This is a genomic window from Amycolatopsis viridis (assembly GCF_011758765.1).
Classification (GTDB): Bacteria; Actinomycetota; Actinomycetes; order Mycobacteriales; family Pseudonocardiaceae; genus Amycolatopsis_E; species Amycolatopsis_E viridis.
On record NZ_JAANOU010000001.1, the window covers coordinates 1,299,427 to 1,324,211 of the forward strand.

Annotated in this window: 24 protein-coding genes; 13 read left to right on the top strand and 11 right to left on the bottom strand. The window is 70.5% G+C overall.

Annotated features, from left to right (window positions below; genetic code table 11):
* Positions 1–35: 35 nt before the first annotated feature.
* From FHX46_RS06465 to FHX46_RS06480, 4 genes are read left to right on the top strand one after another with little or no spacing between them, the layout of a single operon-like run.
* On the top strand, positions 36–521 hold the full coding sequence (locus FHX46_RS06465; RefSeq protein WP_167111543.1) for a SigE family RNA polymerase sigma factor: 486 nt from the start codon (positions 36–38) through the stop codon (positions 519–521).
* Positions 518–1,342 (top strand): hypothetical protein, encoded by an 825-nt coding sequence (locus tag FHX46_RS06470; RefSeq protein WP_167111544.1) that lies wholly within the window; start codon positions 518–520, stop codon positions 1,340–1,342. Before FHX46_RS06465 ends, FHX46_RS06470 begins: the two co-directional genes overlap by 4 nt.
* Positions 1,343–1,391: 49 nt before the next feature.
* Positions 1,392–2,225, top strand: coding sequence for an SDR family oxidoreductase (locus FHX46_RS06475; protein ID WP_390622591.1), 834 nt, complete (start codon positions 1,392–1,394; stop codon positions 2,223–2,225).
* A gap of 55 nt (positions 2,226–2,280) precedes the next feature.
* On the top strand, positions 2,281–3,321 hold the full coding sequence (locus tag FHX46_RS06480) for an alpha/beta fold hydrolase (protein ID WP_167111548.1): 1,041 nt from the start codon (positions 2,281–2,283) through the stop codon (positions 3,319–3,321).
* On the opposite strand, the gene FHX46_RS06485 is transcribed toward FHX46_RS06480, so the two are convergent.
* The gene (locus FHX46_RS06485) at positions 3,318–3,707 is read right to left on the bottom strand and encodes a VOC family protein (protein WP_167111550.1); all 390 of its coding nucleotides are present in this window, start codon (positions 3,705–3,707) and stop codon (positions 3,318–3,320) included. The two genes, FHX46_RS06480 and FHX46_RS06485, sit on opposite strands and share 4 nt — an antisense overlap.
* Complete coding sequence (locus tag FHX46_RS06490) at positions 3,704–3,985, bottom strand: ArsR/SmtB family transcription factor (protein WP_167111552.1); 282 nt, start codon at positions 3,983–3,985, stop codon at positions 3,704–3,706. Before FHX46_RS06490 ends, FHX46_RS06485 begins: the two co-directional genes overlap by 4 nt.
* A gap of 85 nt (positions 3,986–4,070) precedes the next feature.
* Between FHX46_RS06490 and FHX46_RS06495 the strand changes: the two genes are divergently transcribed.
* Entirely contained in the window at positions 4,071–4,643 is a 573-nt protein-coding gene (locus FHX46_RS06495) for a TetR/AcrR family transcriptional regulator (RefSeq protein ID WP_167111554.1), read from the top strand.
* 17 nt (positions 4,644–4,660) lie between these two features.
* Positions 4,661–5,518 carry an alpha/beta fold hydrolase gene (locus FHX46_RS06500; RefSeq protein WP_167111556.1) on the top strand — a complete coding sequence of 286 codons (858 nt, stop codon included), beginning with the start codon at positions 4,661–4,663 and terminating at the stop codon, positions 5,516–5,518.
* A gap of 177 nt (positions 5,519–5,695) precedes the next feature.
* On the opposite strand, the gene FHX46_RS06505 is transcribed toward FHX46_RS06500, so the two are convergent.
* From FHX46_RS06505 to FHX46_RS06520, 4 genes are all read right to left on the bottom strand, one after another.
* Entirely contained in the window at positions 5,696–6,676 is a 981-nt protein-coding gene (locus FHX46_RS06505; RefSeq protein WP_167111558.1) for a hypothetical protein, read from the bottom strand.
* Positions 6,677–6,704: 28 nt separating this feature from the next.
* Positions 6,705–7,106, bottom strand: coding sequence for a nuclear transport factor 2 family protein (locus FHX46_RS06510; RefSeq protein ID WP_167111560.1), 402 nt, complete (start codon positions 7,104–7,106; stop codon positions 6,705–6,707).
* A 518-nt stretch (positions 7,107–7,624) separates the two neighbouring features.
* Complete coding sequence (locus FHX46_RS06515) at positions 7,625–8,833, bottom strand: acyl-CoA dehydrogenase family protein (RefSeq protein WP_167111562.1); 1,209 nt, start codon at positions 8,831–8,833, stop codon at positions 7,625–7,627.
* Positions 8,834–8,852: 19 nt separating this feature from the next.
* Entirely contained in the window at positions 8,853–10,151 is a 1,299-nt protein-coding gene (locus tag FHX46_RS06520) for an acyl-CoA dehydrogenase family protein (protein WP_167121191.1), read from the bottom strand.
* A 166-nt stretch (positions 10,152–10,317) separates the two neighbouring features.
* Here FHX46_RS06520 and FHX46_RS06525 point away from each other — a divergent pair, with 166 nt between their 5' ends.
* From FHX46_RS06525 to FHX46_RS06535, 3 genes are all read left to right on the top strand, one after another.
* Positions 10,318–10,782, top strand: coding sequence for a hypothetical protein (locus FHX46_RS06525; protein ID WP_167111564.1), 465 nt, complete (start codon positions 10,318–10,320; stop codon positions 10,780–10,782).
* 133 nt (positions 10,783–10,915) lie between these two features.
* Entirely contained in the window at positions 10,916–11,317 is a 402-nt protein-coding gene (locus FHX46_RS06530) for a DUF3558 domain-containing protein (protein ID WP_167111566.1), read from the top strand.
* A 431-nt stretch (positions 11,318–11,748) separates the two neighbouring features.
* Positions 11,749–11,892 (top strand): hypothetical protein, encoded by a 144-nt coding sequence (locus FHX46_RS06535; RefSeq protein ID WP_167111568.1) that lies wholly within the window; start codon positions 11,749–11,751, stop codon positions 11,890–11,892.
* Here the strand turns inward: FHX46_RS06535 and FHX46_RS06540 are convergent.
* Positions 11,889–13,064: a TetR/AcrR family transcriptional regulator gene (locus tag FHX46_RS06540; RefSeq protein ID WP_167111570.1), complete on the bottom strand. Its 1,176-nt coding sequence runs from the start codon at positions 13,062–13,064 to the stop codon at positions 11,889–11,891. The two genes, FHX46_RS06535 and FHX46_RS06540, sit on opposite strands and share 4 nt — an antisense overlap.
* Positions 13,065–13,191: 127 nt before the next feature.
* Between FHX46_RS06540 and FHX46_RS06545 the strand changes: the two genes are divergently transcribed.
* Positions 13,192–14,403 carry an acetyl-CoA C-acetyltransferase gene (locus FHX46_RS06545; protein ID WP_167111571.1) on the top strand — a complete coding sequence of 404 codons (1,212 nt, stop codon included), beginning with the start codon at positions 13,192–13,194 and terminating at the stop codon, positions 14,401–14,403.
* Positions 14,404–14,405: 2 nt separating this feature from the next.
* On the top strand, positions 14,406–16,568 hold the full coding sequence (locus FHX46_RS06550) for a 3-hydroxyacyl-CoA dehydrogenase NAD-binding domain-containing protein (protein WP_167111573.1): 2,163 nt from the start codon (positions 14,406–14,408) through the stop codon (positions 16,566–16,568).
* 102 nt (positions 16,569–16,670) lie between these two features.
* Here FHX46_RS06550 and FHX46_RS06555 read toward each other — a convergent pair whose 3' ends face one another.
* The 4 genes from FHX46_RS06555 to FHX46_RS06570 form a co-directional block, all read right to left on the bottom strand.
* Positions 16,671–18,224, bottom strand: a complete 1,554-nt coding sequence (locus tag FHX46_RS06555) for an acetolactate synthase large subunit (protein WP_167111575.1) — start codon at positions 18,222–18,224, stop codon at positions 16,671–16,673.
* Positions 18,221–19,606 (bottom strand): FAD-binding oxidoreductase, encoded by a 1,386-nt coding sequence (locus FHX46_RS06560; RefSeq protein ID WP_167111577.1) that lies wholly within the window; start codon positions 19,604–19,606, stop codon positions 18,221–18,223. Before FHX46_RS06560 ends, FHX46_RS06555 begins: the two co-directional genes overlap by 4 nt.
* 645 nt (positions 19,607–20,251) lie before the next feature.
* Positions 20,252–20,752 (bottom strand): DUF3830 family protein, encoded by a 501-nt coding sequence (locus tag FHX46_RS06565; RefSeq protein ID WP_167104938.1) that lies wholly within the window; start codon positions 20,750–20,752, stop codon positions 20,252–20,254.
* A 12-nt stretch (positions 20,753–20,764) separates the two neighbouring features.
* Positions 20,765–22,024, bottom strand: coding sequence for an aspartate aminotransferase family protein (locus FHX46_RS06570; protein ID WP_167111578.1), 1,260 nt, complete (start codon positions 22,022–22,024; stop codon positions 20,765–20,767).
* 95 nt (positions 22,025–22,119) lie between these two features.
* Here FHX46_RS06570 and FHX46_RS06575 point away from each other — a divergent pair, with 95 nt between their 5' ends.
* Together FHX46_RS06575 and FHX46_RS06580 are read left to right on the top strand one after the other, a co-directional pair.
* Positions 22,120–23,583, top strand: coding sequence for an NAD-dependent succinate-semialdehyde dehydrogenase (locus tag FHX46_RS06575; RefSeq protein WP_167111580.1), 1,464 nt, complete (start codon positions 22,120–22,122; stop codon positions 23,581–23,583).
* Positions 23,580–24,638: a tartrate dehydrogenase gene (locus FHX46_RS06580; protein WP_167111582.1), complete on the top strand. Its 1,059-nt coding sequence runs from the start codon at positions 23,580–23,582 to the stop codon at positions 24,636–24,638. The genes FHX46_RS06575 and FHX46_RS06580 overlap by 4 nt, the downstream gene beginning before the upstream one ends.
* The last annotated feature ends 147 nt before the right edge of the window (positions 24,639–24,785 follow it).

Below are 24,785 nucleotides of genomic sequence, written 5' to 3' on the forward strand. Positions count from 1 at the left end.
GGGGACGAACTGGGACGGTCTGTGCAGGGGGCGCGGTGGACGAGGACTTCGCGGAGTTCGTGCGGGCGGCATTGCCCGGGCTGCTGCGCTACGGGCACCTGCTCACCGGCAACCCGCATGACGCGGCCGACCTGGTGCAGATCGTCCTGGAGAAGATCGGTTCCCGCTGGGGCGCGTTGCGCACCGCGGAGAGCCCGCTGCCGTACGTGAAGCGGGCGATGGCGAACACGAACATCAGCCGGTGGCGCGGCAGGCGGCGGGAGAACCTGGTGGCCGACATCCCGGAACCGCCGCCGTTCATGCAGCCCGATCGTCTCGAGAACGAGCCGTTGTGGCAGGCTCTCGCCGCACTGCCACCGAGGCAGCGGACAGTCCTGGTGCTGCGGTATTACGAGGGGTTGTCCGAGGCCGAGATCGCGGACGCGATGCGGATCAGCCGGGGGACGGTGAAGAGCCAGGCCAGCAAGGCGCTGGCGAGCCTGCGCGGAAGGTTGGGGAGCCTGGTGGGGGCCGAGTTGTGAACGTCGAGGACGAGCTGAGCCGGTTGTTCCAGGACGAGCGCCTGGACGTTGCGGTGCGTCCGGATGCCGAGCAGCTGGTGGTCGCGGGTGCCCGGCGACGGCGGCACCGGCGCACCGCGGCGGCCGTCACCGGCGGGGCGCTGGCGATGGTCGCGCTGACCGCGATCGGCATCGCGCTGGCCGGCGTGGACGGTGGCCGGATGGACACCCTGCCCGCGACGAACCCGCCGATCCCCGCGGTTCCGACGACCGCGGCCTCGGTGCCCGGGGAGCCGGTGTTCCCGCCACCGTCGAGCAACGCGGTGCCGCCCTCCGCGTCCGGCGGGGCGATGTCGTCGAGCGCGACGGTCCCGGGCAGCGGTTCCCGCACACCGGCGCCCAGTTCGTCCTCGGCGCCGGCGTCGAAGCAGCGCCCGGCCTCCACCGACCCGACGATCGGTCCGAGCGGCTGGGGCCGGCTGGTGCTCGGGATGAGCGAGGCCCAGGCGGTGGCGACGGACGAGTTCGACATGTCGGAGGGCGTGTCGGGCAGTCCCTGCCACCGGTACTGGTTGCGCAACGGTGGCAGCAGCCCGGTCGACATATCGCCCAGCTACGGGGTGGCGCGCATCTCGGCGAAGCCCGGGGTGACCACGCCGGAGGGAATCGGGGTGGGCTCGACGGACGATGAGGTCATGGCGGCCTACCCGAGCGCGACGAAGACCGGCTACGTGATCACCGCACCGGTCCCGGGCAACTCGCGCGCGGTGTACATCTTCACCACGGACCCGTCGCAGAAGATCTTCAGCCTCCGCCTGGAGCTGGCCACGCACAACTGCTGACCGCCACCACCTGTGACACCTCTGGTCAAGATGTAAGTTACCCGGCAGTATGTTCGGCATGGCAACGTTGCATGGCAAGGTCATCGTGATCACCGGCGGCGCGCAGGGCATCGGCGCCACCACGGCCGCCGCCCTGGTGCGGATGGGTGCGCGGGTCGCGATCGGCGACCTCGACCCGGTCCTCGCCGAGAAGACCGCGGGTGAACTGGGCGGCGGCACGATCGCCCTGCCGCTGGACGTCACCGACCACGCCGGTTTCACCGCGTTCCTGGACGAGGTCGAGCGCCGCCTCGGCCCGATCGACGTGCTGATCAACAACGCCGGCGTCATGCTGCTCTCGCCGCTGGCGGACGAGGACGACGCCGCCACCGCCCGGCAGATCGAGGTCAACCTCGGCGCGGTCATCCACGGCACCCGGGAGGCGATCCGGCGGATGCGACCGCGCGGCCGGGGCCACATCGTCAACGTCGCCTCGATGGCGGGCAAGGCCGGGTTCCCCGGCGCGGCGACCTACTGCGCGACCAAGCACGCGGTGGTCGGCCTGTCCGAAGCGGTACGGCAGGAGCTGCGCGGGTCGGGAGTGGACATTTCGTGCGTGATGCCCGCGGTCGTCCGCACCCACCTCGCGGACGGGCTGCCGGAGACGAAGCTGTTCCCGTCACTGCGACCGGAGGACGTGGCCGCGGCGATCGTGGCGACGGTGCGCAAGCCGCGCTTCGACGTGTTCGTCCCGAAGTCGCTCGACCTGACCGGCCGGGTCAGCCGGCTGGTGCCGCGCGCCGCCGCCGAGTGGTTCATGCGCGCGATCGGCGCGGACAAGGTGTTCACGCAGGCGCACGCGGATGCGCGGGCGGAGTACGAGGCCAGGGTGCGGCGGGCGTGAAGTACCGTCGATCCGGCAGACAGGATCACGGGCTGTGAACGGAGTTTCGAGGTAGATGGTGGTTCCCGGAGTGGCCGCGCTGGCCGCCAACGCGCTCGGTGTGCTGCGCGGCGGTCTCGCCGACCTGCGACCGGTGCCGCGGGTGCTGGTCGACCAGGGCCCGAACCGGTCGCTGTACCGGATGACGCCGTCCGCGGACGGCGACCCGGTCCTGCTGGTGCCGCCGCTGGCCGCGCCCGCGCTGTGCTTCGACCTGCGCCGCGGTTGCAGCGTCGCCGAGCACCTGGTCGAACGGGGCCGGCGCACGTACCTCGTCGACTACGGCACGGTCGCGTTCTCCGACCGGCGGCTGGGTATCGAGCACTGGATCGACGAGGTGCTGCCGCGGGCGATCCGGAAGGTCAGCGAGGACTCCGGTGGCCGCCGCGTGCACCTGGTCGCCTGGTGCCTGGGCGGGCTGTTCTCGTTGCTGACCACGGCGGACCGGCCCGACCTGCCGGTGCAGTCGATCACCACGGTGGCCTCGCCGGTCGACTTCACCGCGATCCCGCTGGTCGCGCCGTTCCGGCCGCTGGTGGACCTCACCGGCGGCTACCTGCTGACCCCGCTGTACCGGATGCTCGGCGGCGCACCGTCCTATGTGGTGGAGCGCGTGTTCTGGGCGACGGGCATCGACAAGCAGCTGACCAAGCCGCTGGCGATCCTGCAGAACCTGGGCGACCGGGACTACCTCGCGCAGATCGAGGCGGTCGACCACTTCATGGACAACATGATCGCCTACCCGGGCCGCACGTTCGGGCAGATGTACCACCGGTTCTTCCGGGCGAACGACCTCGTCGAGGGCGGGCTGGACCTGAACGGGCGGATCATCTCGCTGTCCGGGGTGAAGGTGCCGACGCTGGTGATCGCGGGCCGCAACGACACGATCGCCCCGCGGCGCGCCGTGGAGCGCCTGGTGACGTTGCTGGAGAACGCGCCGGAGGTCCGGTTCGAGTCCGCGCCCGGCGGTCACCTCGGCGTGCTGACCGGCCGCCGCGCCCGGGACACGACGTGGCGCCACATCGACGACTTCCTCGGCGAGCAGCTGTCCGCTTAGGACTTCATCTGCCCGATCTGGATCAGGTTGCCGCAGGTGTCGTCGAACACCGCGGTGATCACCGTGCCCATGTCGGTCGGCTCCTGCGTGAACCGCACGCCCAGGCCGCGCATCCGCTCGTACTCGGCGTGCACGTCGGCCACCGCGAACATCGTCCACGGGATGCCGTCGGCGACGAGCGCGTCCTTGAACGGCTTCGCCGCCGGGTGCCCGCTCGGTTCCAGCAGCAGCTCGGTGCCCTCCGGGTCCTCCGGCGACACCACCGTCAGCCACCGGGCGTCACCCATCGGGATGTCGTGCTTCTTCACGAAACCCAGCACGTCGGTGTAGAACCGCAGCGCCTTCTCCTGGTCGTCGACGAGCACGCTCGCCAGGTTGATCCTCACGTCTGTCCCCGCTTCCCGAGCCACCGCTCGACGATCGGTTCGAGCGGTTTCGTGTTGATGTAGTGGAACTTGTACCGGCCCTCGCGCCGGGTCTCGACCAGTCCGGCGGACTCGAGCACGTCCAGGTGCTGCGACACCGCCTGCCGTGACGAAGCGAGCCCGTGGATCGACACCAGCCGCGCGCACAGCTCGAACAGTGTCTGCCCGTCGCGGTTGGTCAGTTCGTCGAGGATCGTCCGGCGCGTGGGATCGGCCAGGGCTTTGAAGACGTCACCCACGCCCGCCACGATAGGCAAGCGAATACTTGCCTGTCAACCTCGAGTTTTCTGTGTATGTTAGGACCGATCCTAGGGAGGTTAGGAAATGCCGCGTGGGAGGATCACCCCGGACGCCCTGGTGTCCGCCGCCGCCGACCTCGCCGACGAGATCGGCTTCGAGAACGTGACGCTGGCGGCGCTCGCCAAGCGCTTCGGCGTGCGCGACGCCAGCCTCTACACCCACATCCGGGGCCTGGCCGACCTGCGGGAACGCGTGGCGCTGCTGGCGCTCACCGAGTGGGCCGACGCACTGAGCGCGGCCGTGGCGGGACGCTCCCGCCGGGAAGCGCTGGTCGCCTTCGCCGACACCTACCGGGCTCTGGCGACGGGGCACCCCGGCCGCTACGCCGCGACCCGGCACCCCGTGTCACCCGAGCGGGCCGCCGCGACGCCGGGCGTCGCCCGCATCATCGAGGTCTGCTACGCGCTGCTGCGCGGCTACGACCTGTCCGAACCCGACGCCACCGACGCGGTCCGGTTGCTGCGCAGCACGTTCCACGGCTTCAGCGATCTGGAAGCCACGGGCGGGTTCACCGCCGACCACAGTCTCGACGTCTCGTGGCGCCGCGCGGTCGACACGCTCCACCACACCCTCGCCAACTGGACGAAGATCCCGTGACCCGACAGGAGAAATCGATGTGCATCACCCTCGGCGACATCGCCATCGACTACCGCGAGCGCGGCGACGGCCCACCACTGCTGCTCCTGCCCGGCGGTGCCGGCCACGCCGGCGTCCTCGACGAGCTCACCGCGCACTTGGCCGCCCACTACCGGGTCGTCGCGATGTCCAGCCGCCTGGTCTCGGCGCGCCCGGACGGCGACCAGCACCCGAAGGTCTACGCCGAGGACGTCCTCGGCCTCATCGAGGCGCTCTTCGACGAGCCGCCGGTCGTGTTCGCCTTCAGCGCCGGCGCGATCACCACTCTTGACCTGCTGACCCGCCACCCCGACCGCCTCCGCCTCGCGGTCGTCCACGAGCCCCCGGTGCTGAACCTGCTGCCGGACGCCGGACGCCACCGCGACGCGTTCGAAGCGGTCCGGGCGGCCGCACGCGCCGGGGACCTGGACGAAGCGGGCCGGCTCATGACCGAAGCGATGACCGCGCCGGGGCCTGGCGGCGACTCGCCGGACCTGCGCCACGACGGCGACTGGCTCGACGGCTACGCCGGGACGAGCGCCGAACCGCCGACGCCGGAGCTGCTGGAGCTGTTCGCCCACCTCCGCGAACTCCAGCCGCTGTTCCTGGAGCACGTCCTGGTCCCGTTCACCAGCACGGAGGTCGACCTGGACGCGCTCGGTGCGGTGGGCTCGCGACTGGTGCCCGCCGCCGGAATCGACTCGCGGGGCCAGCTGCCCTACCGGGCCGCGGCCGCGCTGGCGACAGGGCTCGGTCTGCCGCTGACCGAGTTCCCCGGCGGCCACCTCGGGTCGGTGGAGCGCCCCGCGCAGTTCGCCAGGGCCCTCACCGCGCTCGTCGAAGCCAGGCGGGTTTGACGACCTGGACAACGGCGTTGTCAGACGCGGTCCACGGTGTCGCGATCGAACCCCGGCCACTCCTGGCCGCGGGCGACCTCGCCGCCCCAGGGCAGCAGCGCCTCCCTCCGGGATAACAGGGAGAGTCGCACCCGGGCGGAGGGCGTTACGGCGAGCGGGAAGATCTTTTGTGGACGGTCAGAGGAGGTCCGTGACCGGGGTGCGCCAGTGCACGCGGAGAGTGGAGCTATCGCCGCGCAGGTTCTCGCCGCGGTAATGGAGGGTGCGCAACCGCTCGCGCAGGGCGTCGACCTGGTCGGGTGGGTAGGGGTCGCCGATGAGGGCGTGCCGCAGGCTGGGTGCCGGGACGAGGACGTCGAGCCGCCGGTCGGCCGGGCGCGAGTCGAAGAGGGCGAGCTGTTCGAGGCGTTCGCACGTCGCGAGCGGGGCGAGGGTGTCCAGGCCGCGGAGGAGTTCGAGGATCAGGAACCGCAGGGCGGGATGCCCGGCGAGTGCCTGGAGGCCGGGGACGTGCTTGAGCGCCCCGAGGGAGACGGCTTCGAGGTTTACGCAGTCGGCCAGGGCGCCGAGGTCGGCGAGTCCGCGGATCTGGAACAGGGCGAGCCCGCGCAGCGTCGGGATGCCGGCGAGCGGGGTCAGGTCGCGGATGCCGCCGAAGTCCATGGCGAACGTCTCGAGCGCGGGGTGGCCGCGCAGGGGCTCGAGGGTTTTCACACGTGGGGAGCGCAGTGCGAGGTGGCGCAGGGAGGAGGCGCCGGCGATGGCCTCGAAGTCCCTGCCGTGCTCGTCGAGGGAGAGCGTGACCAGGTTCGTCAGTTCGCCGAGGAAGGCGAGGGACGGTTTGGTGGAGTCGGTGCGGCCGAGCCGGAGATCGCGGAGTCCGGTGAACTCGGCGAGCACGTCGAAGGCGGTGGCGTGCGGCAGGTCGAGGGCGAGTTCGCGCACGTGGCGGAACTGGCGCAGCTGCGTGGGATCGGCCTCGCCCAGCAGGTGGAGCGCGACGCCCGGATGCACGGCGATCGCCTCCGCCGCGGCGGCCAGGACGGGTGCGGGCAACGGCGCGTCGATGAGGAGCCGCTCGGCCCCCGACCCGGCGAGGCGCGGTTCGATGGTGGCGGGATCGGTGTCCGGCCGGAGCTTCACCGTCGCTCGGCGCACGCGGAAAGCTTAACGTCGCTCCGACGGCTCAGGCGTTGTGGACGGTGTCGGCGTGCCGGTGCGCGACTTTCCATTCGCCGTCCTCGCGGCGGTAGACCTGGGTCGCCCGCAACGTGTACTCGCGGGGCTCGCCGTCGACGGAGGCCCGGGTGTGCTCGTAGCCGACCGTGTAGGCCATATCACCGACCACATCCGCCGCGACGATCTCGTGTTCGTAGGAGGTGCAGTCCGAGAAGGAGGCGCCGAGCCGGCCGAACAGCTCGTCGATCTCGTCCTGGCCGGTGGCGTTGAGCCAGGCGCCCAGGACGGACACGGGCTCCTGACGGGACCAGATCGCCCGCCGCGGCGCGGAATCCCCGTTGTGCAGCGCGATCTCCGCCTCGCGCAACCGGGAGCCCACCCAAGCGAGGAAGTCGTCGCGATCGCCCATGGTGCACCTCCGGAGCCCATTGAACGCGCAAATCGGCGGGAAGGCCAGGACCACGATGAACCCGCCCGGCTCCCGAGAACACCGAGCCGGGCGGGTTCAAGTCACCGAGCTACTTCAGTTCGGCGCTCGTCTTCCCCAGGCTGGGGATCTGTGCCTGGTACCTCTGTTTACCGTGGGATGTTGCTGGGCTTGGCCCTCATGACTTGGGGCTGAGGTGATCTCCTCGCGGCCCGGCTGCCCTTGGGCGCGCCGTGGGGAGGTCACCGGACGCGCCCTTCCTGATCTCCGAACGGTGGCGGGGCCAGGCAACGGCCTTGGCTTCGGACCTACACCCACCTCCTGCCGTCCAGTCATGAGCGCGCCCGGTTGGCCGTCGACGGCGTGCTCGGACGGCCCGAGCCCGGTGACGGCCTGCAGACGGCCTGAGCTTGAAAACGGCCCGTCCGGTCATCCGGGCGAACGAGAACCGCCCGGCTCTCTGCACCATGCGAGCCGGGCGGTTTTCCGTGTCCTACAACCTACTTCAACTCCGCACTCGTCTTCCCCAGCAACCGCCGCGCGACGATCAGCTGCTGGATCTGCTGCGTTCCCTCAAAAATGTCCAGGATCTTCGAATCCCGGGCCCACTTCTCGAGCAGCATTTCCTCGGTGTAGCCGAGCGTGCCGATCAGCTCGACGCACTTCAGCGTGATGTCCACTACGGACCGGCCGGCCTTCGCCTTCGCCATGGAGGCCTGCAGTGAGTTCGGCTTGCGGTTGTCGGCCATCCACGCCGATTCCAGCGTCAGCAGGTACGCCGCCTCGTAGTCGGCTTCCAGCTCCAGGTACGCGGCCGCCGCGGCGTGCTGGTGGTGCGCGGGCCGGTCGTAGTCCACCACGACGCCCGCCTCGGCCAGGATCTTCGCCGTCTCCTCCAGCGCGGCCCGCGCCAGGCCGACCGCCATCGCCGCGACCAGGGGACGCGTGTTGTCGAAGGTCTGCATGACCCCCGCGAACCCCTTGGACGTGTTGATCTCCGGCGAACCGAGCAGGTTCTCCTTCGGCACGCGGCAGTTGTCGAGCCGCAGCACCGCCGTGTCCGACGCGCGGATCCCGAGCTTGTGCTCCAGCCGCACCACCTCGAAACCCGGCGTGCCCTTCTCCACCACGAATGACTTGATCGCCGCGCGGCCGACGCTTCTGTCCAAAGTGGCCCAGACGACCACGGCGTCGGCGCGGGCGCCGGAGGTCACGAAGATCTTTTCGCCGTTGAGGACGTAGCTGTCGCCATCCTCGGTGGCCGTCGTGGTGATGTTCGCCGAGTCCGAACCGGTGCCCGGCTCGGTGATCGCCATCGCGGCCCACACCTTCGCGAACCGCTTGAGCTGCTCGTCGTTGGCCACCGAGGCGATCGCCGCGTTGCCCAGGCCCTGTCGCGGCATCGACAGCAGCAGACCGACGTCGCCCCAGCACATTTCGATCGTGCCGAGCACGGTCGCCAGGTTGCCGCCGTTGCGGTTCCCGGTCGCCTTCTCCTTCTCGTTGCGCCGCACGCCCGCGGCGCCGGCGCCGCCCTCACCGGAGGAGTTCAGCCCGTCCAGCACCGCGGCGAACATGTCCAGCTCGACCGGGTACTCGTGCTCCGCGCGATCGTACTTGCGGGAGATGGGGCGCAGCACTTCCGACGCCGCCTGGTACGCCTGGTTGATCAGCGCCCGGGCCTTCTTCGGGGTTTCCAGATTGATCATGATGACCTTCCCAGGCTTGTCAGAGGAGGACGACGCCCTCGAGCACACCGATCGCACGCAGGTCGCGGTACCACCGCTCGACCGGGTGCTCCTTCACGAACCCGTGCCCGCCGAGCAGTTGCACCCCGGCGCTGCCGATGCGCATGCCCTTGTCGGTGGCCAGCTTGCGGGCGAGCGCGACCTCGCGGGCGAACGGCTTGCCCTGCTCGGCCCGCGCCGCGGCACGCAGCACGACCAGGCGCATGCCCTCCAGTTCGATCGCGATGTCCGCGACCGAGAACGCCACGGCCTGCCGGTGGCTGATCGGCTCGCCGAACGCGGTGCGCTCGTTCACGTACGGGATCACGTAGTCCAGCACGGCCTTCGCGGTGCCCGTGGCCAGCGCGGCCCAGCCCAGCCGGGACAGGCGGACGGCTTCGGCGAACACTTCCGGCGAGCCGCCGCCCAGCAGCGCGCCCGCGGGCAACGGCACCTGCTCCAGGTGCAGCTTGCCGGTCGCCGCGCCACGCAGGCCCATGGCCGGATCGGGCTCCACGGACACGCCCGCGGTCGACGACTCGACGAGGAACAGCGCCGGTCCGCGCCCTTCCAGGTCGGCCGACACGACGAACAGCTCGGCCTGGGCGGCGCGCGGGACCAGCGACTTGACGCCGTCGAGCTGATAACCGCCGGGGGTGCGGCGGGCCTTGGTGGCGGGCCGGAAGGGGTCGAACAGCGGTTTGCCCTCCAGCAGGGCCAGCGCCGCGGCCGGCACGTTCTCGCCGACGAACTCGGGCAGGTAGTCCGCCTGCTGCTGCGCGTCGCCCCAGAGCACGAGTGCGTTGCTGACCGCCGACGGCGCGAGCACCGCGACGGCCAGGCCCAGGTCGCCGTGCGCGAGAGCCTCGGCGACCAGCGCGTTGGTGACCACCGACCGCTCGGTGCCGGCGCCGCCCAGCTCCTCCGGGATGCCGATTTGCGTCACGCCGAGCTCGGCGGCCCTGGTGAGCAGGCCGTCCGGCGGGCTGAGCTTCTCGTCGGCCTCGGCGGCGGCGGGCCGCAGCTGCTCGGCTGCGAACTCGCCCACCGTCTCGACGATCATCCGCTGGTCTTCGGTCGGGGTGAGGTCGAACAGGCCCTTGTCCTCGGCCGGGGCGGGGCGGGTCCCGGCACCACGGTGCCGGCGGGCCGAGGTGAACGTCCGGCTCGCCGCGCCCGCGACCTTGAAGCCGTTCCGCGTCGCCGCGGCGACCAGGTTCTGCACCGGTTCGCGCAGCCCGGCGCGTTCCAGGGCCCTGCTGCCCGCGAGCCGGGAGAGGGCGGCCAGGCCGAGGCCCATCACGTCCCGTTTCCGGCCGCCGTTCTGCCTGAGCGCTGCCACGTGGCACTCCCATCGCCGTTACCTACTCACGAGTAGGTTAGCGTACCCAGGCGGGTGATCGCCAGCCGGACCGAAATCGGCGGAAGCAGTCCGCGGCCGGCCTGTCCCGTTGTACTGTGCGTGCGTGTCTGATGACCTGGGGGATGGGTCGAGTTCGAGCGAGAGCCCGGTCCAGTCGGTGGCCTCCGCGATCACCAGCGTGATCGGCGGCCCCGACCAAGCGAAGTCCTTCGCCGACGGCGCGAAACACATGCTGGCCGAAGCGCAAGCCGGCCAGTGGGCGGTCGACGAGGAAACCGGCACCCACCTGCGGAACGCGATTTCCCAGGCGCGCAAGCAGTTCGACGGCTTGCGAATTCGCGTCGATCTGCTCCGGCAGCGGCCCAAGCTGGGCGACGACACGTACGCGATCACGGTCGCCGAGCACATGCGCGGCGCGATGGACTCCGACGAGCAGTCCCTCGTACGGGTGTTCCTGGCGTTGCTCGAGGGGCTGGACAGCCTTCGGGAAGCGCTGGACGTGGCCATCGCCAATTACGATGCCGCTGACGATGCCGCGGTACAACGGCTCGGGCAGTTCAAGGACTGAGAGACACGTGACTCCCACATTGCGCACCACACGTTTTGTCGCGACCCTCGTCGCAGCCCTGAGCGTTACCGGATGCGTCACGACCATGGCGGGATCTCCCTCGCCCGCTCCGGCGGTCCCGTCCACCGGGGCCGTGGCTGCAGCGGACGTGCTGAAGTCAATGGATGCCTGCACCGTGTTGAACCAGCTGTTGGCCGGCCAGGGGTTCGACCAGGGGGAGCGGAAGACCACGCGGAACGAATGCGTCGCGACGAAGCTCGATTACGGTGGTCTGGGCATCGCACTGGACCCAGTGCAAAATCTCGCCGAACTCCAGGCGCAGCTTCCGGGAACCACCGGCCTCCAGATCAGCGGACGCAAGGCACTGATGGGGCAGCCCAGCGGTCCGGGGTCCTGTGAAGTCGGTCTTGAGGTGGACGAGCACGCCCGCGCGGTCGTCATCGCGTCGATTTCTCGCTCGGATCTCCGTGACCAGGTGTGCACCGCGGCGCAGGAGCTCGCCACGAAGCTCGAGCCAGTGTTGCCCAGGGGCTAGTTCAGGTCCAGCACCGCAGCCATCATGGCGTGGAGCTGGCCCGCGAACAGGGACGCAGTATTTCGGGCGTTTCAAGGACTGAGGGAACCAGTGATCCGTAGCTCAGCCGTGGTCGGCCTCCTGGCCGGCCTCGCTGTGGGTGTGACGGCGTGCACCGCCACCGTGAACGGCAGCCCGTCGCCGGCTCCCGGACCGCCGGCGACCAGCACCCGGGATGCGCTGGGCTCGCTGGACGCCTGCGCCGTGCTCGATCAGCTGCTCGCAAGACCGTCCGGAACGAGTGCGTGGCGTCGAAGAGCGGATACGGCGCCCTTGCGATCGCACTTGATCCGGTCCAGCGGCTGGCCGAGCTGCGAGCCCAGGAACCAGGAGCAGCTTCCCTGCAGGTCAACGGTCGGCAGGCGCTGCAGACAGGGTCCGCGGTCGATGGGATGTGTGAGGTCGCACTGGCGGTCGGTGAGCACGCTCGTGCACTGGTCGTCGCGTCGATCACGCGGTCCGAAGTCCGGGACCAGGTGTGCACCGCGGCGCAGGAGCTCGCCGCGAGGCTCGAGCCGTTGCTCCCCAAGAGCTAGCCCAGGTCCAGCACCGCGGCCATCAGGGCCCGCAGCTCGCCCGCCAGGCAGGGGCGCTGGTTGACGCGGCGGGTGCGGGACAGGTCGTTCGCGATGGTCAGGGCGGTGTGCACGGTGATTTTCGCTTCCCGGGGGTTCAGCGACGGCTGCGCCGCGCCCAGCAGGCCGACCCACTGGGCGACGTAGTCCCGCTGGATGCGCCGCAGCTCGGCGCTCTCCTCCTCGGCGTAGGTGACCGCGTCGGCGGAGAACGACACCGCCAGCTCGGCCGAACCGGTCAGCACGCGCACGTACGAGCCGATCAGCCCGCGCAGCGCTTCCGTCTCGTCGGCGCTGCTCAGCCGCACCCGCTCGGCGTCCAGCAGCAGCCGGTCGGCCGCGCGGCGCGCGATCGCCCCCAGCAGGGCAGCCTTGCTGGAGAAGTGCCGGTACACGCTCGGTCCCGCGATGCCCGCCGCCGCCCCGATGTCCTCCATGCTCACCGCGTGGAAGCCCTCGCGCTGGAACAGTTCCGCGGCCGCGGACAGGATCTGCTCGCGCCGCGAAACGACCCCGACACCCGGCGACCCGGCGGTCGGCGGATCCGCCACGTCCGGCAGCCGCACGTCCAGGACCCGGCGCGCCAGGGCGGCCAGCAGCTCGGCGAACCGTTTGCGCGCCACCGACGTCCGGTGCACCGAAACGCTGCCGAACACGCTCATCGCCGCCCAGCACAGCAGCTCCGCGTCCGCCGGTTGCAGGTCGGCGCGCACGTTCATGAGCTCCTTGGCCCACGCCGCCAGCAACGCCGCCGACCGCCGCCCGATCTCGCGCTGGTCCTCCGGCGCCAGGTGCCGACCCTCCCACCGCCACAGCGCCGCCACGTCCCGCCGCTCCACCGACGCCTCCGCGATGCCCCGCAGCAGCCGGTCCACCTGCGCGCCGTCCGGCCGGCGCAGGCTGGACAGCGCGGCCGCGGTCGCCTCCTCCATCTCCCGCACGCCGCCGAGCAGCACGTGCGCGAGGATCGCCTGCTTGTCCGCGAAGTGCCGGTACACCGCGGGCCCGGTGATGCCGGCGGCCGCCGCGATGTCGTTGATGCCCACGCCGTGGTAGCCGCGGGCGCGGAACAGCTCGGCCGCGAGGCCGGCGAGCTGGTCCTTGCGGTCGGGACGGCGGTGTGTACTCGACATGGTGATGCCACTCTAGCCGGAGTGAGAAGCGGCGCAAGCGGTTGACACCAGGGGAATCAGTAGGACTATGTTAGTGGCCATTAGCGTCAGACCCAGACGGATGCAGTAAGCAGGAAGGACCGTCGGTGTGAGCAACGAGGCATACATCTACGAGGCGATCCGGACGCCCCGTGGCAAGAACAAGGGCGGATCCCTGCACGGGGTCAAGCCGATCGACCTCGTGACCGGACTCATTCACGAGCTCCAGGCGCGGCACCCGGGCCTGGACCCGGCCGCGATCAACGACATCATCCTCGGTGTCGTCGCGCCGGTCGGCGACCAGGGCGGCGACATCGCCCGCGCTGCCGCGATGGCCGCCGGCCTGCCCGACACCGTCGCCGGTGTCCAGCTCAACCGCTTCTGCTCCTCGGGTCTGGAGGCCGTCAACCAGGCCGCGGCCCGGGTGCGCTCCGGCTGGGAGAACCTGATCATCGCCGGTGGCGTCGAGTCGATGTCGCGCGTGCCGATGGGCTCCGACGGCGGCGCGATGTTCACCGACCCGGCCACCAACTACGACACCTACTTCGTGCCGCAGGGCATCGGCGCGGACCTCATCGCGACCATGGAGGGCTTCAGCCGCGAGGACGTCGACCGGTTCGCGGTCCGTTCGCAGGAGAAGGCCGAGGCGGCCTGGTCGGGCGGCTACTTCGCCAAGTCCGTCGTGCCGGTCAAGGACATCAACGGCGTCACGATCCTCGACCACGACGAGCACCGGCGGCCGGGTACCACGCTGGAGAGCCTGGCCAAGCTCAAGCCGGCCTTCGAGGGGATCGGCGAGTTCGGTGGGTTCGACGCGGTCGCGCTGCAGAAGTACCACTCGGTCGAGAAGATCAACCACGTGCACACCGGCGGCAACTCCTCGGGCATCGTCGACGGTGCCGCGCTGGTGCTGATCGGCAACGAGCAGGTCGGCAAGGACCTGGGCCTGACCCCGCGCGCCCGCATCACGGCGGCCACGATCACCGGGTCCGACCCGACGATCATGCTGACCGGCCCGACCCCGGCCACCCGGAAGGTGCTCGACCTGGCCGGCCTCACCACCGACGACATCGACCTGTTCGAGCTGAACGAGGCGTTCGCGTCGGTCGTGCTCAAGTGGATGAAGGACCTGAAACTGCCGGACGAGAAGGTCAACGTCAACGGCGGGGCGATCGCGATGGGCCACCCGCTCGGCGCGACCGGTGCGATGATCCTCGGCACCATGGTCGACGAGCTGGAGCGGCGCCAGGCGCGGCGCGCGCTGCTGTCGCTGTGCGTCGGCGGCGGAATGGGTATCGCGACGATCATCGAGCGGGTGTGATCATGACCAACACTATTCGCTGGGACCAGGATTCCGACGGCATCGTCGTGCTCACCCTGGACGACCCCAACCAGTCGGCCAACACCATGAACGCCGACTTCCGCGAGTCCTTCGCGAACACCGTCGAGCGTCTGGAGTCCGAACAGGACTCCATCACCGGTGTGGTGCTGACCTCCGCGAAGAAGACCTTCTTCGCGGGTGGTGACCTGCGCGACCTGATTCAGGCCACGCCCGAGCAGGCGGCCGAGATCACCGAGCGCACCAACGAGATGAAGGCCCAGCTGCGCAAGCTGGAGACCCTCGGCAAGCCGGTCGTCGCCGCCATCAACGGTGCCGCGCTGGGTGGTGGCCTGGAGATCGCGCTGGCCACGCACCACCGGATCGTGGCGGACGTGCCGGGCGCCGTCGTCGGCCTGCCCGAGGTGACCCTGGGTCTGCTTCCCGGTGGTGGCGGCATCGTGCGCACCGTGCGGCTGCTCGGTATCCAGAGCGCGGTGCTGAACGTGCTGGTGCAGGGCCAGCGGCACAAGCCGGCCAAGGCGCTGGAGATCGGTCTCGTGCACGAGGTCGTGTCCAGTGTGGACGAGCTGCTGCCCAGGGCCAAGGAGTGGATCAAGGCCAACCCCGAGGCCCAGCAACCGTGGGACGTCAAGGGCTACAAGATGCCCGGCGGTACGCCGTCCAACCCGAAGTTCGCGGCCAACCTGCCCGCGTTCCCGGCCAACCTGCGCAAGCAGATCAAGGGTGCGCCGATGCCGGCGCCGCGTGCCATCCTGGCCGCCGCGGTCGAGGGCGCGCAGGTGGACGTCGAGACGGCGACGCGGATCGAGACCCGGTACTTCGTCAGCCTGGTCACCGGCCAGGTGGCGAAGAACATGACGAAGGCGTTCTTCTTCGACCTGCAGCACATCAACTCCGGCGGCTCCCGGCCCGACGGGTACGACAAGTACCAGGCGCGGAAGGTCGGTGTGCTCGGCGCGGGCATGATGGGCGCCGCGATCGCGTACGTGTCGGCCAAGGCCGGTATCGACGTCGTGCTCAAGGACGTGTCGCAGGAGGCGGCCGAGAAGGGCAAGGGCTACGCGGTCAAGCTCGAGGAAAAGGCCCTGTCCCGCGGCAAGACCACCAAGGAGAAGTCGGACGCGCTGCTGGCCCGCATCAAGCCGACGGCCGACCCGGCGGACTTCGCGGGTGTGGACTTCGTGATCGAGGCGGTGTTCGAAAGCCAGGAGCTCAAGCACAAGGTCTTCGGCGAGATCGAGAACATCATCGACCCGGACGCCGTGCTCGGCTCGAACACCTCCACGCTGCCCATCACCGGCCTCGCGCAGGGCGTGCAGCGGCAGGAGGACTTCATCGGCATCCACTTCTTCTCACCGGTGGACAAGATGCCGCTGGTGGAGATCATCCGCGGGGAGAAGACCTCGGACGCCACGCTGGCGAAGGTCTTCGACTACACGCTGCAGATCAAGAAGACGCCGATCGTGGTCAACGACAGCCGCGGCTTCTTCACCAGCCGGGTGATCGGCACGTTCCTCAACGAGGCGGTCGCGGCGGTCGGTGAGGGTGTCGAGCCGGCGTCGATCGAGCAGGCGGGTTCGCAGGCCGGTTACCCGGCGCCGCCGTTGCAGCTGATGGACGAGCTGACGCTGACCCTGCCGCGGAAGATCCGGGAAGAGACGCGCGCCGCGATCGAGGCGGCCGGCGGCACCTGGCAGTCGCACGCCTCCGAAGCGGTCATCAACAGGATGATCGACGAGTTCGACCGCAAGGGCCGCTCCAGCGGCGCCGGTTTCTACGACTACGACGAGAACGGCAAGCGCGCCGGGCTGTGGCCCGGGCTGCGGGACGCGTTCAAGTCCGGCAGCGGCAACGTGCCGTTCAAGGACCTGCAGGAACGCATGCTGTTCGCGGAAGCTCTGGAGACGGTGCGGTGCTTCGACGAGGGTGTGCTGACCTCGGTGCAGGACGCCAACATCGGCTCGATCTTCGGCATCGGGTTCCCGGCGTGGACGGGCGGTGTCATCCAGTACATCAACCAGTACGAGGGCGGCCTGCCCGGTTTCGTGGCGCGGGCACGCGAGCTGGCCGAGCGCTACGGTGACCACTTCCAGCCGCCGGAGTCGCTGGTGAAGAAGGCCGAAGCCGGCGAGAAGTTCGAATAGGACGGACGACGAGGCGCCCTCCCCGGCAACGGGGAGGGCGCCGTTGTCTGTTCTCGGCACCCAGAACGCAACGCTTCACGGCTCAACGGCGCTTCGCGTCGCTCAGAGCAGGGGTGGCACCGCGGCGTCGATGAGGTGGGGGCCGGGTTCGGCGAGTGCGCTGCGGAACTGGTCGGCGAGTTCTTCCGCGGTGGTGGCCCGGGACGCCGGCACACCCATGCCTTCCGAGATCCGCACGAAGTCGATGCCGGGCCGGGCGAGGTCGAGCAGGTCCTGCGCCTTCGGCCCGGCGGCCTCCGCGCCGACGCGCTGGAGTTCCATGCGCAGGATGGCGTACGCGTTGTTGTTCAGGATCACCGTCGTCACGTTCAGGTTCTCCCGTGCCATCGTCCACAGTGCCGAGATGGTGTACAGCGCGCTGCCGTCGGACTGGAGTGCGATGACGGGACGGTCAGGGGCGGCGATGGCGGCACCGGTGGCGACCGGGAGCCCTTGCCCGATCGCACCGCCGGTCAGGGTGAGCACGTCGTGGCGCGGGGCGCCCGCCGTGGCGCCCGGAAGCAGCAGCCCGGACGTGTTGGCCTCGTCGGAGATGATCGCGCCGTCCGGCAGCAGGGCGCCGATCACGTCGACCCAGTTCTGCACGGTGAGCGGGCCGCTCGGCAGGGCCGGGCGGGCAGGCTCCTGCAGGACCGGTTCCGCGTCCTGCGCGACCTCGTCCGCGAGTGCCTCGAGCGCGGCCAGCACGTCCTGGTCCAGCGCCGCGAGCGTGTGCACCTGCGCACCCTCCGGCACCAGGTCGCTCGGCTTGCCCGGGTAGGCGAAGAACGACACCGGCGACCCGGTCCCGGCCACGATGACGTGCCGCACACCGTCCAGCTGCCACTGCACCTGCTCGGCCAGGTACGCCAAGCGCTCGATCGTGGGCAACCCGGCGCCGCGCTCCAGCCGCGCCGGGAAGGTCTCCACGAACGGCTTCGCACCGGTCGCGGTCGCGATCCGGCTCACGGCGCGCAGCCCGGCCTCGCGGCAGGCGGGGCCGCCCACCAGCACCGCCACCGGTTCCCCGGATCGCAGCACCTCCGCGACCGCCTTCACCGTGGTGTCACCGACGCGCTGGGGCGCGCGCGGCGGGACGGGTTTCACGGCGACCCCACCGTCGCCCCAGGACACGTCCGCCGGCAGGATCAGCGTGGCCACCTGGCCCGGCGCCTCCTGCGCCGCGGCGACGGCGAACGCGGCGTCCGCGCCCACGTCCGCCGAGTTGGCCGAGCGGCGCACCCAGCCCTCGAGCGACCCGGCGATCGCGTCGATGTCCGACTCCAGGGGCGCGTCGTACTTCTTGTGGTACGTCGCGTGGTCGCCGACCACGTTCACCACCGGCACGTGCCCGCGGCGGGCGTTGTGCAGGTTCGCCAGACCGTTGCCCAGCCCCGGGCCGAGGTGCAGCAGCGTCGCGGCCGGCTTGCCCGCGATCCGCGCGTAGCCGTCCGCCGCGCCGGTGACGACGCCCTCGAACAGGCCGAGCACGCCCCGCATCTCGGGCACCGAGTCGAGCGCGGCGACGAAATGCATTTCCGACGTGCCCGGGTTGGCGAAACACACGTCGACACCCGCGTCGGCTAGCGTGCGGATCAGGGACTGCGCGCCGTTCATTCCACTCCTCGGTCGAACAGGACATCCGGGTTCAGGATGCCCTTCGGGTCGAACGCCTGCTTGATCCGGCGCAGCAATGCCATCCTGGCCGGGTCCTCGAGCGCGCGGAAGTGGTCCTTCTTCGCCTGCCCGATGCCGTGTTCACCGGAGATCGCCCCGCCCATCGCGATCGCCGCGCTGAAGATGTCGTGCAGCAGCCGGTGCCGTTTCTCCGGGTCCTGGCAGAAGATTCCCATGTGGACGTTGCCGTCGCCGGCGTGCCCGCAGCCGATGGCGCCGGACTCGGCGGCGGTCGCGAGCTCCCGGACCTTCGCGAGGAAACCGGGCATCTCCGAGCGTGGCACGACGACGTCGATCACGTCGTCGGCACCCGCGGCCTTGGCCGTCCAGAACGCCTTCTCGCGCGCCGCGATGAGCTTGCGGGCCGACCCGCCGTCGAGCACGTAGACCTCCGACGCACCCAGCTCGCCGAGCAGCTCCCCGGCCCGCTCGACGTCACCGTCCAGGCGGTCACCGTCGCGGCTTTCCAGGCCGACCACCAGATACGCCTGGGTGGCGTCGCGGACCTGCTCGGGGACGCCCAGCTCCAGCTTCTCCGTGTAGCTGATCGCCGCCATCGTGAGGTTGTCGATGTACTCCAGGATGTTCGGGGTCAGGCCGCTCGCGATGATCTCCGGCACCGCGCGCATCACCTGGTCCAGGTCGCCGAACGGGGCGAGCAGCGTCGCGGCGTGGGCCAGGCGCGGGTGGAGCTTGACGATCACCTCGGTGACCAGCGCGAGCGTGCCCTCGGAGCCGATGATCAGCTGGGTCAGGTCGTAGCCGCTGGAGATCTTCGATGTCTTGCCGCCGGTGCGGATGATCTCGCCGGTCGGCAGGACCGCTTGCAGGCCCACGATGTTGTGCCGGGCGACGCCGTACTTCACCGCGCGCATGCCGCCGGCGTTGGTGCCGACGTTGCCGCCGACGCTCGCGCTGAGTTCGCCGGGGTAGACGGTGTAGGCGAGGCCGGCTCCGGCGGTCTTCTCGTCCAGGTCGGCGAGCGTGACGCCCGGCTGGACGACGGCAACCTGGTTGGCGGCGTCGACCTCGAGCACCGCGTTCATCCGCTCGAACGAGACGAGCAAGCCGCCCGCCCGCGGGCGGGCCGCGCCGGACAGCCCGGTGCCGGAACCGCGCGCCGTGACCGGAAGGTCGTGTTCGGCGGCGAGGGTCAGCAGGGCGGCGACCTCCTCGGCGGTGGCGGGTTTCGCCACGTATGCCGGTTTCGCCGGCTCGACGGTGAGGGATTCGTCCTTCGCGTAGTCGTCCGGGACGGCGTCCCCGGTGAGGAGGTTGTGTTCGCCCACGATCTCGGCGATCCGCCCGGTGACGTCGCCCATGACGTACCCCGTCCTTTCCCGCGCCTGCCGTTGCCCGCAGCGTAGTACGGAAGGACCTCGAGCCGGAAGCGAAGACGATTCACGTTTCTCTCGCTCGGCTGATCCGCGCATCCGGGTGGACGGGGACCCGGGATACGGGTGCGGGGCCGGTCCGCGCCAACGTCACCGGCCCCGCATCTTCAAGACTGTCCCGGCTCAGACCAGCCAGCCGAGAACGTGCGCAAGACCGGCCAGGATGTTGGTGACGATGTCGTGGCCGTGGTGAACGTGCGCAGCAAACATTCGGAGGGGCTCCTTAGCGAAATCGAACGGTGAATCGGACTGCTTTCGAAAGCGCCGAAAGATTTTCAGCTTCGCCAGGGGCTGTCAAACCGCCCGGCAAGCAGGAGAGTCCGTCGGAGATCGCGGCGGAAAATCCGCCCAGCCTAAACATGTAACTCTTTCGGGTTTTGCGGTGGGGGGTGAAAACGCTTGTCGTAGCACCGTCGGGCGGGGCCACCTGGGCCGATGCTGATCTTGGTCGGCATCCTCGGCGGCGCCCGCCCGATCGAGTGAAGCTGTTGCCACGTAAGGTAATCCCCTAATGATCAGGCTAACGAGTGACGGGGGTCAGGGGATCAGCCCCTAACGGCCGCGGCTCCCGGTTCACTCCGCGCGAGCGAAGGAGAGGGTTTCGCCCTCCACGCCGCGTAGCCACAGGTCCTGCGCGGCCGCCGCCATTTCCGGCAGGCCTTCCACGATCGTGGCGAACACGTTGCCCGGAACCCAGCCGGCGTCGCCGTTGATCAGCAGGTTGTTCCGGCCGTAGAAGATGGCGAGATCGGTCGCGCCCTGGTCGCTGTGCGCCTCGCTGCTCTCCTCGTACCCGTATGCCGGGTTGCCGATCTCCCACGCCTCGAACCCGAAATAGACGACGTCGCCCGGGATCGGCGTGATGGTCGGGTTCTCCCGTCCCGGTTTCGGGTCGGCGAACGGCGGCACCAGCGTGTAGACCTCGTTGCGGGCGTACTTCGCGTGGTAGGCCGAACCGCTCTGCGGCAACGCGTCCCACACCGCCTGACAGGTCCGCGGAGCCTCCGCGTCCAGCAGCACGGCACGGCAGGACACGCCGCGCTTGTCGAGCGAGATGGTGATGTAGCGGGCCAACGTTGCCTCTCCCTACTTGGAACCGGTGACGGTCGCGACGGTCTCGGCCCAGATCGCGAGCGCGTCGTCGATCTGCTCGGCGGTGACCACGAGCGGCGGGATCATCCGCACGACGTTGGAGTAGGCACCACAGGTGAGCAGCAGCAGCCCGCGCCGCGCCGCCTCCTGCTGCGCGGCCGCGGCCGTCGCGGTGTCCGGCGTGCCGTCCGCCTTGGTGAACTCCGACCCGACCAGCAGGCCCAGCCCGCGCACCTCGCCGATCTCCGGCGTCTTGTCGCCGATCAGCCGCGCACCCTCGAGCAGCTGCTCGCCGCGCGCCGCCGCGTTCTCGACCAGGTTCTCCTCCTCGATCACGTCGAGGGTGGCCAGCGCCGCCGCGCACGACACCGCGTTGCCGCCGTAGGTGCCGCCCTGGGAACCGGGGAACGCCTTGCTCATCAGCTCCTTCGACGCCGCGATGCCGGACAGCGGGAACCCGCTCGCCAGGCCCTTCGCGATCAGCACCACGTCCGGGCGCACGCCGAAGTGGTCATGGCCCCAGAACCGGCCGGTGCGCCCGAACCCGGTCTGGATCTCGTCGATCACCAGCAGGATGCCGTGCCGGTCGGCGCGCTCGCGCAGCCCGGCCATGAACTCGGAGTTGGCCGGCACGTAGCCGCCCTCGCCGAGCATCGGCTCGATGAAGAACGCGGCCGTCTCGTTCGGGGCGCTGATCGTCTGGAAGAGGTAGTCCAGCTCGCGCAGCGCGAACTTCGTCGCGGTCTGCTCGTCCCAGCCGTAGTGGTAGGCGTAGGGGAAGGGGGCCACGTGCACGCCGCCCATGAGCGGCGAGATGCCCGCGCTGAACCGGGTGCCGGAGGTGGTCATGGTGGCCGCGGCGACCGTGCGGCCGTGGAACCCGCCCTGGAAGACGATCACGTTCGGGCGCCCGGTCGCCTGCCGGGACAGCCGCAGCGCCGCCTCGACGGCCTCGCTGCCGGAGTTGGCGAAGAACAACGAGTCCAAACCGGACGGCAGCACGTCGCCGAGCCGCTCGGTCAGCTTCAGCAGCGGCTGGTGCATCACGGTGGTGTACTGGCCGTGGATCAGCTTGCCGACCTGCTCCTGTGCCGCCTTGACCACCTTCGGGTGGCAGTGGCCGGTGCTGGTCACGCCGATCCCGGCGGTGAAGTCGAGGTGGCGGTTGCCGTCGGTGTCGTAGAGGTAGGCGCCTTCGCCGTGCTCGACGACGACCGGAGTGGCCTGCTTGAGCAGGGGGGAGAGCTGGGCCATGACGGCGGAACTCCTAACGCGGAGTGAGCTTGTAGATTGTTGACAATCTGTCTAGCATGGCCCGTGGACAGGCGCAAGGTTGATCAGGAGGACTGATGGGCGAGCTGACCGAAACGGGTGTCGTGGAGGCCGTCGGCAAGGAGCTGTTCATCGGCGGGAAGTGGGTCCCGTCGAGCACCGGCCGGACCTTCGCGGTCGAGGACCCCGCCACCGGCCAGGTGCTCTGCGAGGTGGCCGACGCCTCGCCGGAGGACGGCAAGGCCGCCCTCGACGCCGCGGTCGCCGCCCAGGCCGACTGGGCCAGGACGGCGCCGCGCGAGCGCAGCGAGATCCTGCGCCGCGCCTACGAACTGCTCAACGCGCGCGTCGACGAGCTGGCGCTGCTGATGACCCTGGAGATGGGCAAGCCGCTCGCCGAGGCGAAGGGCGAGGTCGCCTACGCCGCCGAGTTCTTCCGCTGGTTCTCCGAGGAGGCCGTGCGCATCGACGGCGGCTACCAGGTCGCGCCCAACGGGGCGGGCCGGTTCCTCGTCACCAAGCAGCCGGTCGGGCCGTGCCTGCTGATCACGCCGTGGAACTTCCCGATGGCCATGGGTGGCCGCAAGATCGGCCCGGCCATCGCCGCCGGCTGCACCATGGTGATCAAGCCCGCCGAGCAGACCCCGCTGTCGATGCTCGCGCTGGCCGCGATCCTGACCGAGGCGGGGCTGCCCGCGGGTGTCCTCAACGTCGTCACCACCAGCAACCCCGGTGGCGTGATGGAGCCGATGATCAAGGACGGCCGCGCGCGCAAGCTGTCGTTCACCGGTTCCACCGCGGTGGGCCGCAAGCTGCTCGAACAGTGCGCCGACAAGGTGCTGCGCACGTCCATGGAGCTGGGCGGCAACGCACCGTTCCTGGTCTTCGACGACGCCGACCTGGACGCGGCCGTCGAGGGCGCGATGCAGGCCAAGATGCGCAACATCGGCGAGGCGTGCACCGCGGCCAACCGGTTCTACGTGCAGCGCGGGGTGGCCGGGGAGTTCGCGCGCCGGCTCACCGAGCGGATGTCCGCGCTGCCGCTGGGCCGCGGCACCGAGCCGGGCGTGGTGGTCGGCCCGCTGATCGACCGGGACGCGGTCGCCAAGGTGACCGAGCTGGTGACCGACGCCGCGCAGCGCGGCGCCAAGGTGCTCACCGGCGGGGCCACTGTGGACGGACCGGGCAACTTCTACCAGGCGACCGTGCTGACCGACGTGCCGCGGGACGCCCGCATGGCGAGCGAGGAGATCTTCGGGCCGGTCGCGCCGATCAGCGTGTTCGACGACGAGGACGAGGCGGTCGCGGCCGCCAACGACACCGAGTACGGCCTGGTCAGCTACGTCTACACCAACGACCTCAAGCGCGCGCTGCGCGTGTCCGAGGCGCTCGAGGCCGGCATGATCGGGCTCAACCAGGGCATCGTGTCCAACCCGGCAGCGCCGTTCGGCGGTGTCAAGCAGTCCGGGCTCGGCCGCGAGGGCGGCACCGTCGGCATCGACGAGTTCCTCGAGACCAAGTACATCGCGGTGAGCCTGTGAGCACCTACCGGATCGCGAGCATCCCCGGGGACGGCATCGGGGTCGACGTCACCGCCGAGGCGCGCCGGGTCCTGGACCGGGCGGGCGAGCTGCACGGGTTCCGTCTGGAGTGGACGGAGTTCGACTGGAGCTGCGAGTGCTACCTGGCTACCGGCAGCATGATGCCCGACGACGGGATCGAGCAGCTGCGGCCGTTCGACGGGATCCTGCTCGGCGCGGTCGGGTTCCCCGGCGTGCCGGACCACGTGTCCCTGTGGGGGCTGCTGATCCCCATCCGGCGCGCGTTCGCCCAGTACGTGAACCTGCGGCCGGTGCGGTTGCTGCCCGGCACGCGGTCGGTGCTCGCCGGCCGGGAGGCCGACGAGCTGGAGATGGTGATCGTCCGGGAGAACACCGAGGGCGAGTACTCGCAGATCGGCGGGCGGCACAACTCCGGCCAGCCGGGCGAGTTCGCGGTGCAGCAGTCGATCTTCACGCGGACCGGGGTCGAGCGGATCATCCGGTTCGCGTTCGAGCTCGCCCGGACCCGCACCGGGCGCGTCACATCGGCGACGAAGTCCAACGGGATCATCCACACGATGCCGTTCTGGGACGAGGTGTTCGCCGAGGTCGCCGCCGAGTACCCGGACGTCCACAGTGAACAGACGCACATCGACGCGCTGGCCGCCCGCATGGTGCAGCACCCCGACCGCCTGGACGTCGTGGTCGGCTCGAACCTGTTCGGCGACATCCTCAGCGACCTGGCGGCCGCCGTGACCGGCGGGCTGGGTATGGCGCCGTCCGGCAACGTCAACCCGCCGGGCGAGTTCCCGTCCATGTTCGAGGCGGTGCACGGCAGCGCGCCGGACATCGCCGGCCAGGGCATCGCCAACCCGGTGGCGCAGATCCTCGCGGGCGCGATGATGCTCGACCACCTGGGTGAGACGGCCGCGGCCGCCGCGGTGCGCACCGCGGTCGAGCGGGCGCTGTCGGCCGGCGAGGTGGCGACCCCGGACCTGGGCGGGAAGTCGACGACCACCGAGCTGGGTGCCGCCGTCGCCAGCGCCATCACCTGACCCACCGCCCGACCGCCCCACCCACGCCCGGCCGCCCCACCCACCGCCCGGGCCGGCCAACCCACCGCCCGGACCGGCCAACTCACCGCCCGGAGCGGCGAACACGGCGCCCGGAGCGGCGAACACGGCGCCCGGAGCGGCGAACAC